The following is a 15187-nucleotide window of genomic DNA, read 5'->3' as shown; positions in this document are numbered from 1 at the left end:
GTGTCCCGAGCCGAGGACGTGAACTTGTACCGATTGCCGAAATGGACAAGAACATATTCCGATTACCTATTAGATGATTATCTTGATTTTGTAAGTCTTGTAGGACGCAATATAACGATTATTGCGGCCAACACCAACTTGATCATATATGGATCAAATTTTGCTGCACATATGGGATTCAGAAAGAAATGATTTCATACCTCCCTCACTGTAAATTGTCCTTTGATTATAGACGTAAAAGTTCCTTTACCAGTGAGAGGTGGGTAAAGGAGCAAAGCGCATGACAAAGATAAGCCCATGAGACCAGCTGAATTAAGGCGACATGTTCTGGATTTTCATCTGTTGTTTCCGTAACTTCATAACCCGGGATTCCGCCAAGTGAGTGTTCTGCACCGAATAGGGTGAGCAGGCTCTCGGCCCCTGGGCTTAAGAAGTAGGGGTCGGACATCCATTCCGGGCCGCGGACGGTCAACTGATACTTTTGCGGGGTATAGTCCTGGTCCCCGACGATCACAAGTGTGGGTGTGATCATGTGCGTGAAGCTCACGTTCAAGTGCGGCATATTCTCGGCCGCGAACGTCGTCAGGCTGTCGCCACCTTGTCCAGCGGTGGCAAACAGCACGCCCGCTTTGATGCGCGAGTCAAACAGGTCCACGTCCTTCTTAGTTTCTGGGTCGAGGACTCGCAATCCCAAGAGATTGCCCGCCGTTTGGCCACCGAAGGAATGTCCAGCTGCTGCTATTCGGCTTCGATCAGTGCGTCCACTTTGTTTTGTAGAGGAATTAAGTCCAGCTCTGAAGACTTTGATTGAAACAGCAACAGCTGCAGATGAAGTACGTGCCAATATTACACCAGATGAATTGTTGTGGGCGGTAGCAAGTCTCTGTACGGGAGTAGACAACGGTGATATAGCGCATGCGAAAAATATTGTTTCTCTTCTTGTAGATGGATTGCGTTACCGTGCAAAACGTTAACACTTCGACAGAATCCTTCTTTTTTACTGCGATGGTTTGATCAGAGACGCACTAGTAAAACTATGCTAAATATAACTTTGGTTGAAAAGTTTACTAGTGGGCTCTGTGATGGGGATCTTGAAAGCTTCGGTATGTAGTAAAATGTCGCAGGACAAGAACATTGTGTCATTTCGGATTAGATGACTATTTAAACAGTTAGATGATGGAAATCAACGCGCGTGATAAAAGCAGATTACCATAGATAATAGCTAAATTAGATGAGTGTTATTGGCTAGTTTCGGCACAGTCATTTTTGTGAATAAAGTAGTTCTTTTTTGTGCCTCCACATTAGCGAATGAAGGAGCTCAGCATCTTTAATGTCTCCGATACAAAGCTGGACAAAAAATTGTACCGATTACCGAGATTTGAGGCGTAATTAAGTAAGACTTCTTATCTTTACACCTGCACTGTAGGACGGATCAGGATAAATAAGCGTAAGATCCTAATTCACCTTTAACAAGAGCAGAGGCCGTTGTTATTCTAAATAAGCTTCTAGGTCGCGAGCCAATTGAGGGAAGTACCATTAAGTGGAACGACGTTGCCGAATGGTTCTGGACGTATGGCGATATTCAAGCCGCTTCCAACGTCAATGTAGAGGATTTACTTGCAACGCAATAGTGGTTACTAGAGAGCACCTAATCAGGTGCTCTTTATTTTTTCATTCTGTACAAGATGATTTAATTTATAGAGACAGCTATTCTTAAGCCGCAGCTCATCTCTATTTCTGCATATATGCGTAGAGGAAAAAAACGACTTATATTTGCGGTTATTTATTCCACCATTTGCCATTCGCAAATATATAGCATATATATCGGTGGCTAGACTCTAAATGCATCATGGATTAAGATTATTTTAGGTTTATAAATCGATCTCATCCAGCCGAAATTATTATTAAATTCAAAAATATCCTTTTCACGAAACGCAAATATAACTCAGATAGGTGTGCATCATTATTAAGATTTTAAGAGAGTACATAACGCAGTCCCCTTTAGAGTTGACGGTGTTCATTGAACTGTCTATTATACTTGCAGAAATGGTGCATCGTGAACACGAGCGGAATAGGATAATTGGATACCTTAGCCCTGACCATATCAGCGTACAGTGGGAGGGGAAAACAGCTCAAGTATCCTGGCATACGGAAAGTCATGCAGCTTATCGTTCTCCCGAGCAATTTGCACGATTCAATCTGGTGCCGAATGAACGCAGTGATCTTTACGCATTAGGGGTTATTCTCTATGAGTTGTTAACCGGACATTTGCCTTTTCATGCTGACAATGATGAAGACTGGAGTACCGTACATACCCGCAAGGTACCTCAATCTTTATCCGATATTCGACCGAGTTTAGACGAAACACTGCAAGCTATACTGATGAAATTACTTGCCAAATCACAGGTGGAGCGTTATCAGAGTATATATGGGGTGCTTGAAGATCTGAAATTGTATCAGAATATGATGATGGATAACGATGGAGCGTTTAAGCCATTGGAAGTGGGACGTTTAGATAAAATCCGTACGCTTTCCCTATCCGAATCGTGGTATGGACGTAGTGCCGAAGTGGTGCAAATGGAGGCTGGGCTGGAGCAGGCTTTTCAAGGAATGAATGCCTTTCGTTGGGTGATAGGCAAAGAAGGAACGGGTAAAACGGCGCTTGTCCATAGAATCGAACAAAACGTCGTTCGACATGGTGGCCGGATGATCGCTATGAAAGTGGAACTTTCCCAAAAAAATATTCGATGTGGGCCGATCCTTCAGGGAATGCGGGAATGGGTCTATCAACTGTGGAGTGAGCCGATTGAAATCATTACACGTCTGAAAGCCAAACTACAAGCCGGTTTCGGTCCAGAAATGCAGGTAATCGTATCCTGCTGGCCTGAGGCCAAGCTGTTGTTCGACAACGATGCGAAGGTAGCACATATCTCGGACGATGCGAAGGTCTGGGAACGGTTTGAAGAACTTCTGCCCGACTTGATCTGTTGTATGGCTGAATGCAAGCCACCGTTTGTTTTATTTATGGACAATCTGCAGTGGGTCGACAATGGTACACAAGAGGTAATTCGTGAACTTGCATTATCACAAAAAGCGCATGGGTTATTCCTAATAGGGGCTTATCGTACGGAGGAGTTGATCACTTCCACGGGGGATGTAGCGAATTTTGATCAAGAGGATTTGCTGGCTTGGTTAACCTATAGATGCCGTGCCAATCCAGAGGAACAAGTGACTCTGCCACCGCTGGCTTATGAGGATGTGAGGCAGCTGATCTCTGATGCTCTATATGAGAAATCCGGTCGCATTCAACTTCTGGCGCGGTCTGTCCACGATCAGACAGGTGGTAATCCTGGCTCGGTTCGTCTCTTGCTGGAGGGATGGATAAAGGAGAACAGACTACGTTTTGATGAAAGACGACGTCAGTGGGTATGGGACTCTGAAATAACCCGGCAACTAAGCAGATCGAAAGAACATCTGCGTTTGCTGGAGGTAGGCTTCTCCAAGCTCAAGGAAGATCGTAAGGAGTTCTTGGCTATGGCTGCCGCAATTGGTCCGGTATTTCAGTTAACACTCTTGGCCGAAGTGTGCGGCATATCAGTGGATATGGTATTCCTTAATCTTCAAGAGGCGGAAGCTGAAGGGTTTATTTATCGGGAAGACGAAGCAGAGCAAGAAGATGAACAGGATTTGATCTATGTGTTTGCCCATGAATTCATTCACCGAATGGTATATGCTTTCGATTCAGGACGCAATATCCACCGACACCGGGTAATTGGACGGTTCCTACTGGATCGCACTCAGGAGTCACACGATGACCTGTCAAGAACAGCGATTGATCATCTGAACTTGGCAGCTTCGTCATTATCAGACCAAGAAACGAAGCAATTGATTGAGTACAATCTTCAAGCGGGACAAGAGGCGTTGGCAGCGGCGCGCTATGCAAAAGGGAAGTATTATGCAGAAAATGGGCTTCATCTGCTGGCAATATGCAAGGCGGAAGTACCAGGTATACTCGATGTCGAGTTGCAGTTGGTATTAGCTTGGACGGAGTATATGGGTGGCAATAGCGCACGGGCGAAAGAACTGTTGGTGGACTTGAACCAAAGCAGCGATCGACTGAGCCGATCGGAGCGACTCAAAATCTGGGCACCTTTGATACAATTTCATGCATTCGTGGACAATGAGACTGCGGTTCAATTTGGAATGGAGGCGCTAGGCTCGTACGGCTGGAAGCTTGGGAAGAAGAGTTCCCTGTTGTCTATCGCCAAGGAAATGGCCTCGACCGCGGTCCTCTTACATCGAAAACGGGAGAAGCACCTTCTGCTGTCCAACCCACTTGACGAGGATTATGAGGAATTATGCCATTTAATGGAGCTGTTGTTTCTTCCATTACTTACACACGATGCACGATCGCTACTGGAATTGTATGCCCCATTTATTCGTTATGGGTTGCATAAAGGGGTGAATGAGTCGTTAGCATCAATGATCGGAGGATATGAGCTGATTGTGCAAAGGACATTTCCGAGCTTTGCTCGAGCGACTTCGATTGCTGAGGGGGTGTTTCTGCAAATTGCGAACACCTCTACATTGAGGAAAAAGCATGTTTTTACTTTTCTGAGCGGAATGATCAAGCAAATGGACAGTCCTTTGGAATCTTCTGTTGTCTTGTTCAATGCGATGCGTCAAGGGATGGAAGCAGGCGATCATGACTTTGCTAATTCTGCCTTAATTTTTTGTGTTATGGGTAATCATGGGAATGCATATGTCATAAATGAATTGCTCCGATACTTTGAGGAGAACATGCGACAGATTGCCGACGACAAGATACTGGAAATGATGCTGCTGACGAGTAGTTACACAGCAGTGCTGCAAGACGATTCTTTGATCGACAGTTTTGTTTCTATTCCACTGGTGTCGACTGACAGTGAGTTGGATCACCGGGGCGAAGACAACTATAGTTGCGGTTGTCGGCTTGAGGTGGCGTTGCTGTCGGGCAGGTACAGGGAAGCGCTGTATTGGTCGCAACGAGGAAGGGTAAACGAATTTCATTTGGATTGGATGCGAGTTCGTAAACAACGTGTTTACGAGAGTTTGGCATTAGCTGGATTTTATTTTGAGACGAATAGGGAGGATCGTAAGCGGATTCGGAAGACCATACGCGCGCAATTGCGATTGATGAAGAGTTGGCGAGGATTTCTAGACAGTAAGTCCTCCGCATATTTGCTAATCAAAGCAGAAAGTGAACGAATTGCAGGGAATTCGTTTGGCGCCATGAATCAATATACGGCTGCAATTAAGCGAGCGAGAACAGAAAAATACGTATTGCTCGAAGCCATTGCTTGCGAACGGCTTGCTGTATGTTATCAAGATGATCTGCTTAGCCGATCCGGAGCGGCAATTACGATGATGGATGCTTGTGCGGCATACGCCGAATGGGGAATCACCTCCAAAGTAACTCAAATTAGAAGCAGACACGCTGAATTGCTGGACCCGGTTTACAAACGTTATGAGGGTCCAGTATTACAGGAGCGAGCACATATGACTCAAACCATCACAGAGGTAGCTTGGCAGAACGGCCCCAAGATAGGTGAAGGCTCGAAGAGCGAAGAGCAATTCGAGCTTTTACAACGAATCATCAATGGGTTAGCACAGACGAGTAAGGCAGACTGGAGGTTAAATCTCTTAAAAACGGCTCTAAGACAAACCGGAGCAGAGCGTGGTCTGTTGTTGAAGCGTCAAAATAATGAGTTCATTATTGAAGCTAACTCTTCTTACTGGACTGATAAGGAAAAAGAAGCCGACCTGTATGCGGAGAGCGTCTTACGTCATACAGCGATGACGGCGCAACCGCTAATTCTGCATGACGCGCTTCAGAGTTTTTGGGTGAGGGATGCTTATATTGCAGCAAAAAAACAGAGGTCGATTCTGTGCATGTCAATCGATGTTCCGGGAAAACAAGCTTCCTATCTACTATACTTGGAAAATCGACAGATGTCGGGTGTGTTTACAAAGAGGGATGTTCAGATGATGGAGCTTATTGCGACACGGATCATTTATCTCAAGATGCTGGAAGACGAAACTGCGGATACAACATTCCCGAAGGCTTTTGACAGTAACGCTTTGTCCGTGGTGCCTTGTCTCATACAACCGGGGCTGACTGAACCGCTGACTGAACGAGAAACGGAAATTATTAAAGCGATTGCAAAAGGCTTGTCGAACAGGGAGATTGCTAATCTCTTTGGTATAGCAGAGACGACGGTCAAGACACATAGTTCTAGAATATACGGCAAGTTGGGTGTAAAACGGCGGGGACAAGCTGTCGTACGTGCTAGAGAGTTGAAATTAATAGAGTGACAAACAAGGAAGCGAGCCTGAAAGGGCCGTTTCTTTGTTTGTTTTCAAACAGACGACAACTCGAGTTCTTTGGTCATTCCATATTGTAGAAAGGAAGAAGTCTTAGAAATGCACAAAAATGGGTCCGATTAATTTATGTATCAAACTTTTATGGTGTACTACTTTAGTAGGACTTAAATATCCTGTGATGAGACTATAATGTCTAGATGGAGTCAAGTGATAGGAGGTCATCTTAAGCCACAATCTGAACTACCCGTTGTAACTTTTGACGATATTTCAGGACATTGGGCAAAAGAAATGTTTGAGGAATTAGCAAGTCAAGGGATGATTACAGGATATCCAGACGGTTCTTTTCATCCCAATGAAAGCATCAAGCGCCAGCACATGGCTCTACTATTGATGCGTGCTTTTGAGATTGAACCAGTACGTGAGGCAGTGTCGCGGGACAAGAACATTGTTCCATTCAAAGTCGCTATCATAGCGGCTTCTTTGTTTTATGGAACCAAGATCTTGTCCAAAGTTGAGGACAAGATCTTGGTTCCTTTGCCGAAAAGGACAAGAACATTGTGTCATTTCGGATTAGGTAGTTATCTAAACAGCATTATGATGGAAGTTAGGTGGCGATATAAAAGCCACATTTCAATCATCCTCATAGAAATTCCATAGGCCTTCAACAATCTCTGTAAACTCTTTTTTCATAGGATACAAATCTGCTTTTGAAAGATGGATGCGGCTATAATTTGCTAATCCTCCCGGATTCGAAGTGATGGCATTCCATCATGCACGTCCTTTACTAATTTTATCTAGAGAAGCCATCTGTCGGGCAACGGTAAATGGATCTGCATAGGAAGTAGCAGTAAGCCCGATTGAATGAGTCACTTGTTTTATCCGATTGCCTATTAGTTGTATATCTAAGTCTGAGTAGTGAGTCTCATAATTTTGAATTTATTCAAACCCTATATACGGCGTATACCCGAACGATCGTTTTTTCAGGGCAGCGTACTACTTTCGTATGACTACAACTTCTATAATTTTGTCTACAATGTCTACGTGGGGAATGATAGGATTCTTTTGTTGCTCGAAGATAATGAGGAACGTTCTATCCGTTGTTTGGAGCTTTAGTTGAAATCGCAGGGCTCGAATTCTGCAGATGATCGCAACCGGGATTAAGGGATAAAAATTCATTAATATGGGGGAAAGTTAAGTGATAAGAAGATTGAAATTATCTATTGTATTTGTGCTTGTAATGACGTTGTTTGTGGTTTCTGCTGCTCAGGCGGCTCCAGTTGGCCAAATAGATGAGATCTCTATTATTGTTAATGATAGTGTAGTCCAGAGTGACGTTAAACCCGTTGTCCATAAAGGAACCACACTTATTCCTTTAAGGGTCCTTGAAGAATCGCTCGGTGTGTCTCTTAACTGGAATAGTTCTACACAAACCATAACGGTTTTTAAAGGAGATGCATTGGGTGTTCTAATTATTAGAAACCCGACTGCCAGCGTTAAAATCGGTGATGTAGAGGAGAAGGTGGTACTCGATCAACCTGCTAAGATCATTCAGAACCGGGTTATGGTACCAGTACGTTTTATTGCGGAACTATTCGGAGCAAAAGTAGTATGGAATCCCACCCATAAATCCATAATCATTAGTACTTTGCAATCGGTTGTCGAAGAATCGCAGAATTCTATAGGCGATGTAGCCAAGGGAGATAAAGGCGAAACCGGAGCGACTGGACCAGTTGGAGCACAAGGAGCTTCGGGGCCAGCAGGACCACAAGGCCACATGGGACCGCAAGGAAATCCAGGGCCAGCAGGAGCACAAGGTCCAGCAGGTCTGGCGGGACCGCAGGGAGATCCAGGCCCAGCGGGGACTTCTTTTACCTCGGAAGGATTTTCTGTTACCGGTACGACATACTCAATCAATAGTAGCACGCTATTTTCGAATTGGAACGAGGCGTCTCCATATTATGGAAGCCCTACATTTAATCCTGCTACAGGGATATTTACGGCACCGGACACTGGTAGATATTCCATACATGCAACTGTTAATTATAAGATTGACGCGCCAATCAGTGTAAGCATAGGAAGAGGCATTGATCCGGTTTTTACTGTAAAGAAGAATGGCAATATTGATTTAATAAAAGATTATATGCCTTTCCTTGACGTTAATATAGCGTTAATTTTAACAATGAGAACTGTACTAGGTAGTGCGACGGTGACGTTAACCGGTGATGTAGAGCTGCAGGCAGGTGATCAAGTCGAGTTATATTACGAAGCTGATGGTCTACCCATTGGATTCAGTACGGATATAGTATGGTCGATTCATCGGCTATCCTAATACAAGGTTACATGAGGTGCAGTTGAACCTTTGGTAATAGGAATACCTCTAACAGGTATAGAGAGATCAATAAACTTATAAGGTGTTACAATGGCCATTTGCTAGTTGGATGGGATGCGCCAAATGTTAATAAATTGAGAAAGAGCAACTGACCTTATCGATTTGTGAAAAAATTGAATTTTTGAAAGCCGTTAATCTGAAAAGATGTCGAGGGACAAGAACATGGTCCCATTGAAGTCGCTATTTTAGCGGCTTTTTTAATTTATCGGTACAAGTTCTTGTCCCTTACTGAGGACAAGAACTTGTACCGATTGCCGGAATGGACAAGAACATGTTCCTATTGCCGATTAGGCGTGTATCTAATCGGCATCTTGCCCTTCAATTCATTAAACTAACGGGCAGGTTAGTACAATACCCATCAATCAAATAAAAAAAAATGACTTCGTGTGCACACGAAGCCTTAGACTCACATTTAAGGTCAAACATGAACTTTTGATGCTGATTTGATATGTTCTGGAATATCATATTTTTCTCCGCATTCTGGGTTACTGTTAACAGGATTCCAGGTATCGTTCAATTGACCAGATAAGACACTGTTGTAGTAAGCCTTCTTCTCTTTGATGTGTTTTAATTGAAGGTTGTACTCATAGATCTTCGATTCTAGTTGTTTTTCTTGTTTTGCAACAAGCTCAGCCCTTTCAGGAATCGTCTTATCACCTTGCAAACACATAGCAATGTAATGTTTGACTTCTGAAATTGGCAATCCTGAAATACGAAAGGAGTGCACCATTCGTAACCAATCCAGATCATGGTCAGAAAATAAACGATTATTTCTGCCGTCTCTTGAAACGAAAGGTATCAATTGTTGGTCATCATAATAACGGATCGTATGTTTTGTAAGTCCAGTTATTTCAGATACATCTTTTACCGTATATTTTGGTTCATGTAATGTCTGACTCAAATTTCGCACCTCCATGCTATTGACTTCGAGTTACTCGAATACTTTATGATTTTATTCTACCAATGTTGTGAACGCCCATCAACTGGAAATTACCTTCTTCGTTTCGCAGTTATCAAACAAGAAACATAGATGTTTTTTTGGTGATAAATTTGGAATAAGAATAAACGCTTTAAGTTCAGACAACTATTAATAAAGCTTATAAAAAATTAGAAAGAGGTTTGAAAATGAATACAAATTATAAAAATTTGTTTGCATCCTTCACATTCAAAAATGGAATTACCCTTAGAAATCGAGTTGTAATGGCGCCTATGACTACTTGGGCAAGTAATGATGATTACACCATCTCAGATGATGAAGTGAAATATTACAAAAGAAGAGTAAAAAGCGTGGGTCTAGTCATAACAGGATGTACGCATGTCCAACCTAATGGAATAGGTTTTACAAATGAATTTGCAGCATATGACGATAGATTCATCCCAAGTTTACGTAAATTGGCGGATGCAGCGAAAAGCGGTGGAGCCCCTGTGGTACTTCAAATTTTCCACGCAGGCAACAAAGCACTGCCGGATCTTACACCAAATGGGGATGTGGTTAGTTCCAGCGCAGTAGAGACGGAAGCAACTGGATTTGCTCCTTCCGTTATGCCAAGAGAACTTTCGCACGATGAAATATTGGAAGTGATTCATGCGTTTGGAGAAACAACAAGAAGAGCCATTGAAGCAGGGTTTGATGGCGTTGAAATCCATGGTGCGCACGGATTTTTGCTTCAAAACTTTTTCTCTCCTTTCTTCAACAGACGTGAGGATCAATGGGGAGGATCAATTGAAAACCGCCTACGTTTCTCACTAGCCGTGATTAAGGAAATGAAAAACGTCATCGAAAACCATGCTACAGAACCATTTATTTTGGGCTACCGAATCTCTCCTGACGAACATCAAGAAGGCGGTTTAAGAATGAAGGACTCTTATGTATTGATTGACCGACTGATTGAAGCGGGTGTTGATTATGTACATGCTTCACTAGCTGATGCTCTTTCTTCAAAGCCAGTCGATAGCCAAGATAAAAAAATGTATCTAGAGTTGATCGTTGAACATGTAAATAGCCGGGTTCCCGTACTGGCTGCGGGTTCTATGGTAACGCCGGATGATGTTGCAAAAGGATTAGATAAAGGGCTTAACCTAGCAGTGATCGGACACGCGTTAATTACAGAACCAGACTGGGTTGAAAAAGTTCAAAGTGGACAAGAGTCCGAAATTCAAACTACTATAAAGGCTTCCAAGGTTAGTGAGCTTGAGCTTCCGGAAAAACTTTGGGGTGTCATCCAAGCTTCTGGACCATGGTTTATGATCGAAGAATAAAATTAGCTAAAGTTTATTTTTAAAGCAAGATGTTTTTGAGTCAATGACTCAATTGAAGTGATTCATTAAGTCTGTAACTAATAATGTGGCTGTAGAATTACTACCTTATTTATAATTTTTATAAAAGATATGAAAGGAAGTTTTGAATTTGAGTAATGTATTGATTTTAGGAGCAAGCGGTCAAATTGCACGTTATGCAATTGAATTATTTCTAAACGAAACTGATGTCCAACTTTCACTTTATTTGCGTAACTCTAGCAGATTAAACCACCTTGATTCCGATCGTGTACGAGTAATTGAAGGTGATGTTCTAGATTTTGAGGCATTAAAAAAAGCAATGGTTGGACAGGATGTCGTGTATGCTAATCTAAATGGAGACTTAGAAGAACAAGCCAAAAATATTGTTGAAGCAATGGGTGCGACAGGAGTGAAACGCTTAATTTTTATCACTTCGCTTGGAATTTATGAGGAAATCCCAGGGGAGTTTGGTGAATGGAATAAGCGGACAATCGGTCAATATTTAGGCCCATACCGAAAGTCAGTTGATATTATTGAGGCTTCAGACCTTGACTATACAGTGTTAAGGGCTGCCTGGCTCACGGATTATGATGAAATTGACTATGAGATTACTCAAAAGAATGAGCCATTTAAAGGGACAGAAGTTTCACGTAAGAGTGTTGCGGCGTTAGTTGTTAAGTTAGCGGAATCACCTGAATTGGAAGTTCGTCGCAATTTGGGGGTGAACAAACCAAATACGGAGGGCGATAGACTTGCCTTTGAACCAGAAATTTAAATGGTGACTCCAGAACAAACTTTTTAATAAAAACAATTTTTAAAAAACAAAAGAAACCCATCGTTTTGAACAATTTTATTCAAAACGATGGGTTTCTATATGCAGAACGGATTGTAATATGAAGTGCGACACCTACTGGAAATAAATAAAAAAGGGCCCATGGCCGGATTCGTGTAGAATGAAGGTTCCTACACCACATTCACACAAGGAGAATCCACCAGAATGCTTATCAGGAACGTCGTAAGGCTTCGGTATCTCCCGGTAAATGGTCAGACGCCTTGGCTGCTCTACTAGAGGAAAAACTGGCAGCAACGTGGTCTCCAGAACAAATCACAGAACGTTTCCTCGCCGATCGCCTACCTGCGGTCTCCTTTAAAACCATCTATCGCTGGATCTACGCAGGACGCCTGGTTCAAGGCACATTACAGGTTCTCCGTCACAAAGGGAAGCGTCAGAAACCCGCAGAAACTCGCGGTAAATTCGCCATTGGCAGAACCATTTCAGATCGTCCGAAAGAAGTCCGTTCCCGTGAAACGTTTGGGCACTGGGAACTGGATACCGTCGTATTATCGGGTCGTGGGAAAAGTAAGGGCTGCGTAGCGACGTTGATTGAACGCAAAACGCGTCTATATACCGCTGTTCTTAATCAGTTATAATGAAGATGGATGGTATTGCGTTAAACAAAATGAAGAAGTTCAACTTAGATATGACTCTGTAGAACAGTTAATATCAAAATCCAAAATTGAGAGCAAAACAATAAAGGAGTTATGGAACCATATTATCGTGACTAGTGTATTTTGATAATTCTCTAGGGGAAATAACATATTCCGTTGAAAGTCGCTATTTTTTTAGCGGCTTTTTTTGTTTTATCGGACTATCATTCATATTAGAGCTGCCTAAGTATGATTTAAGTGCCTTAATTGAATATTTGAATGATAAAAACATAATGTGACGTAATGAATTCGTTCAAGTGAGAGGCTATTTTTTCATTAAAATAACGGGAAACGATAGCTCAATAAAACCAACAAAGCAGATGATCAACGTGATCGGCTGCCTTTGTTCAACTAACGGGCAGGGTAGCATTATAAATTCGCTTTATTTAGTGAAAACTACCCTTAAAAATGCTGAAGATGAGGGTTTTAGAAATGAAAAGTTTTATCGGATCATTGCTAACAGTCATCATTTTCTTGATGGCAATCCAGCCCGTTTGTGCAAAGCCAAACGATGAACAATTGAAACGGCTTGTACTTACTTTGTTAGCTCCAAAAATACAGGAACAGATTAACCACTATTACAAAAATAAATTAACTGTATCACCTTCGTTTACGCCTTTTTTGGATGGAACTGATGTAGACGTTAAATATCATCCTTCACATATTGAAGTTCAGGTTAAAACAATCCCGTACGTTGGACCTCATTTGGATGTTGGACTCGACTCGATGAGGTTTAGTATGGATAACTCCGGATTAATAGTGGTTCTTGAGTATAAGCACATTAGGGATTATGACTTGCCTCCTAACTGGCAAGAAATTATTAAAACTCGTTAAACCAACGGGAAACGATAACTCAATGATACAAAGAAAACAGTTGATAAAAGTATCAGCAGCTTTTTTAGCTAACAGGCAGGATATTCAAATATCCAGAAAACAGAAGTCTTTCTACCGACCATCACAGTTTTCGGCAATTTTTGGCGGGAAGCCATATTCCTTTTCTACAGCGTCTACAAAGTCAAAAACCGATAAAAGATATAAGAGAAAACGAATGCCAATACAAACGATACAAGAGATAATTTCCGATCACTATTCCACGCCCGAAATCCGTTAGCCACATAAAAAACAATCACTGAAAGGAGAATTATTAAACCATTTTTCCAAAACAGCAAAGTTAAAAATACAGTTAAGGCAGTCAAACACCATATAACTGTAAACCATAGTGGATACTTCGATAAATATTTTTTAAGCATGTAACGTTAGCTTAATAAAAGTTAAGAAGGCATCAAAGTGATTAGCTGCTGGTTTCAACTAGCGGGCTGACATTAGGCATCGTTGCAGAAATGCTGACGATCCTTTTTTGTATTACCTTTACAAACAAATAGATGCCGGTTGGACAAGTGGCTGGGGGCAGTCGGAAGATACATGAATGCTGGACATGAAATCGGTCATATACTCGGCTTAAATCATTTTGAGAATGCACCGGCACACTCTGGCGACCATTGGATGAAATCAGGTAATGTAGTGCGTACAGATAAAATCGAAGCCAACCATGCAATTTTCACAAACGCAGATGATGCAGAATCTCAATAAGACGCTGTAGTTAGAGTTATTGCAACTGGTGAAAGCAAAAATGTCATTGAAAATTTCGAGTGGGGGCCTTCAGGCAGAACAGAAACTAAGGTGAAAGTAACCCAAGTATATAAGGATTCTACAAAACAGGAGATCGATTCAGAGCTTGTAACATTTGAACCTTCCTATGTGATCGAAGATAAAGAGGGTAGCATTAGAATGAATTATGAAGATTACACACCAATGCAAGAAGGTAATGAAATATTTTATTTCTAGTGTGGAATCCAAAAATTGGCGGATATTGGGTTAATTCTCTGGAACAAGGTAAGTTTGAGGTATCTGGAACTGATATAGAGGAAAAAACAATGCAAGCTACCCTGTCTAAGCACTACATGCTACACGCGTAGGTTCTTTATTAGGTGATTGGAAATGAAATATAAAAAGGAGGACGTAACCCGCGAAGGGGCGGAGAGCAGTGCTTAGTCTTTCATGAACAAAATAGGTTTTTGTGGTATTATATGTAATTATGGGTTGTGAAATAAATGGATTATTTGAAAAGAAAATGGGGGAATCAAAATATGGAACGTAAAATTCAACTAATGGAAACCTACGTAAATATCGACTTTGGAAACTCACCCTTTTTAAAATTAGATAAAGGGTTGCAAATTCCATACTCTTCAATCAAAGGAATAACAACTGGTAGACCGATACCAAATGCTTTTAAACTATATGGTGCTTTATTAGGAGAAATGAGAAATGGGTTATTTAGATCAAATGGTGGTTATCAACTACACTTTTTTGAAAATGAGCTTAAAACTCTTCATTTAGATTTGAATAACTTTAAAGTTGGTAAGTTCGAAATATCAAAGTTGATCATTGGTGTTGATAATCCTGAAGAAATAAGTGAAAATATTTCCGAAAGAGTGAAGTGATAATTTGTTGACGCTGGTCATACCCAGCGTTTTTTCACTAAAAAAATGGAACAATTCAAATGCAAATTTGTCGAAGGACAAGAACTTGTACCGATTACCGGAATGGACAAGAACATATTCCGATAACCGATTAGATGCATATCTAACTATTAAACAAATGTAGATTAGA

General features: G+C 41.6%; 11 protein-coding genes and 2 pseudogenes. 11 read left to right on the top strand and 2 right to left on the bottom strand.

Features of this window, described 5'->3' with window-relative positions:
- Positions 1–226: 226 nt before the first annotated feature.
- Positions 227–766 (bottom strand): annotated as a pseudogene (locus tag PTQ21_RS21745) (alpha/beta hydrolase family protein); the annotation flags it as partial.
- Between PTQ21_RS21745 and PTQ21_RS21740 the strand changes: the two are divergent.
- The 4 genes from PTQ21_RS21740 (at position 756) to PTQ21_RS21725 (ending at position 8692) form a co-directional block, all read left to right on the top strand.
- A complete protein-coding gene (locus PTQ21_RS21740) occupies positions 756–974 on the top strand; it encodes an SbtR family transcriptional regulator (protein ID WP_274570595.1) in 219 nt (72 codons plus the stop codon). The pseudogene PTQ21_RS21745 and the gene PTQ21_RS21740 sit on opposite strands and share 11 nt — an antisense overlap.
- Before the next feature lie 1039 nt (positions 975–2013).
- Positions 2014–6354, top strand: coding sequence for an AAA family ATPase (locus PTQ21_RS21735; RefSeq protein ID WP_274567101.1), 4341 nt, complete (start codon positions 2014–2016; stop codon positions 6352–6354).
- Between the two features lie 198 nt (positions 6355–6552).
- Positions 6553–7020, top strand: a complete 468-nt coding sequence (locus PTQ21_RS21730; RefSeq protein WP_090806599.1) for an S-layer homology domain-containing protein — start codon at positions 6553–6555, stop codon at positions 7018–7020.
- 538 nt (positions 7021–7558) lie between these two features.
- A complete protein-coding gene (locus PTQ21_RS21725; RefSeq protein WP_274567100.1) occupies positions 7559–8692 on the top strand; it encodes a stalk domain-containing protein in 1134 nt (377 codons plus the stop codon).
- A gap of 478 nt (positions 8693–9170) precedes the next feature.
- On the opposite strand, the gene PTQ21_RS21720 is transcribed toward PTQ21_RS21725, so the two are convergent.
- Positions 9171–9653, bottom strand: a complete 483-nt coding sequence (locus PTQ21_RS21720; RefSeq protein WP_072732985.1) for a MerR family transcriptional regulator — start codon at positions 9651–9653, stop codon at positions 9171–9173.
- Between the two features lie 224 nt (positions 9654–9877).
- On the opposite strand from PTQ21_RS21720, the gene PTQ21_RS21715 reads away from it, so the two are divergent.
- The 7 genes and pseudogenes from PTQ21_RS21715 (at position 9878) to PTQ21_RS21685 (ending at position 15018) form a co-directional block, all read left to right on the top strand.
- Positions 9878–11011: an NADH-dependent flavin oxidoreductase gene (locus PTQ21_RS21715; RefSeq protein WP_274567099.1), complete on the top strand. Its 1134-nt coding sequence runs from the start codon at positions 9878–9880 to the stop codon at positions 11009–11011.
- A gap of 148 nt (positions 11012–11159) precedes the next feature.
- Positions 11160–11804, top strand: coding sequence for an SDR family oxidoreductase (locus tag PTQ21_RS21710; protein ID WP_063563783.1), 645 nt, complete (start codon positions 11160–11162; stop codon positions 11802–11804).
- A 218-nt stretch (positions 11805–12022) separates the two neighbouring features.
- Positions 12023–12445 (top strand): annotated as a pseudogene (locus tag PTQ21_RS21705) (IS30 family transposase); the annotation flags it as partial.
- 504 nt (positions 12446–12949) lie between these two features.
- The gene (locus PTQ21_RS21700) at positions 12950–13351 is read left to right on the top strand and encodes a DUF3888 domain-containing protein (RefSeq protein WP_063563784.1); all 402 of its coding nucleotides are present in this window, start codon (positions 12950–12952) and stop codon (positions 13349–13351) included.
- Between the two features lie 588 nt (positions 13352–13939).
- Positions 13940–14107 (top strand): hypothetical protein, encoded by a 168-nt coding sequence (locus PTQ21_RS21695; RefSeq protein WP_179818454.1) that lies wholly within the window; start codon positions 13940–13942, stop codon positions 14105–14107.
- A 90-nt stretch (positions 14108–14197) separates the two neighbouring features.
- Complete coding sequence (locus PTQ21_RS21690; protein ID WP_179132060.1) at positions 14198–14362, top strand: hypothetical protein; 165 nt, start codon at positions 14198–14200, stop codon at positions 14360–14362.
- A gap of 302 nt (positions 14363–14664) precedes the next feature.
- Positions 14665–15018 carry a hypothetical protein gene (locus PTQ21_RS21685; protein ID WP_063563786.1) on the top strand — a complete coding sequence of 118 codons (354 nt, stop codon included), beginning with the start codon at positions 14665–14667 and terminating at the stop codon, positions 15016–15018.
- The last annotated feature ends 169 nt before the right edge of the window (positions 15019–15187 follow it).

Origin of the sequence: Paenibacillus marchantiae (assembly GCF_028771845.1) — a bacterium.
GTDB lineage: Bacteria > Bacillota > Bacilli > Paenibacillales > Paenibacillaceae > Paenibacillus > Paenibacillus marchantiae.
This window is presented reverse-complemented; position numbering and strand designations above follow the sequence as displayed.

Excerpts from the sequence above, each read along its gene's own strand:
- PTQ21_RS21715 (WP_274567099.1), top strand. The coding sequence starts at position 9,878 with ATGAATACAAATTATAAAAATTTGTTTGCATCCTTCACATTCAAAAAT.
- PTQ21_RS21700 (WP_063563784.1), top strand. The coding sequence starts at position 12,950 with ATGAAAAGTTTTATCGGATCATTGCTAACAGTCATCATTTTCTTGATG.
- PTQ21_RS21695 (WP_179818454.1), top strand. The coding sequence starts at position 13,940 with ATGAATGCTGGACATGAAATCGGTCATATACTCGGCTTAAATCATTTT.
- PTQ21_RS21685 (WP_063563786.1), top strand. The coding sequence starts at position 14,665 with ATGGAACGTAAAATTCAACTAATGGAAACCTACGTAAATATCGACTTT.
- PTQ21_RS21730 (WP_090806599.1), top strand. The coding sequence starts at position 6,553 with ATGTCTAGATGGAGTCAAGTGATAGGAGGTCATCTTAAGCCACAATCT.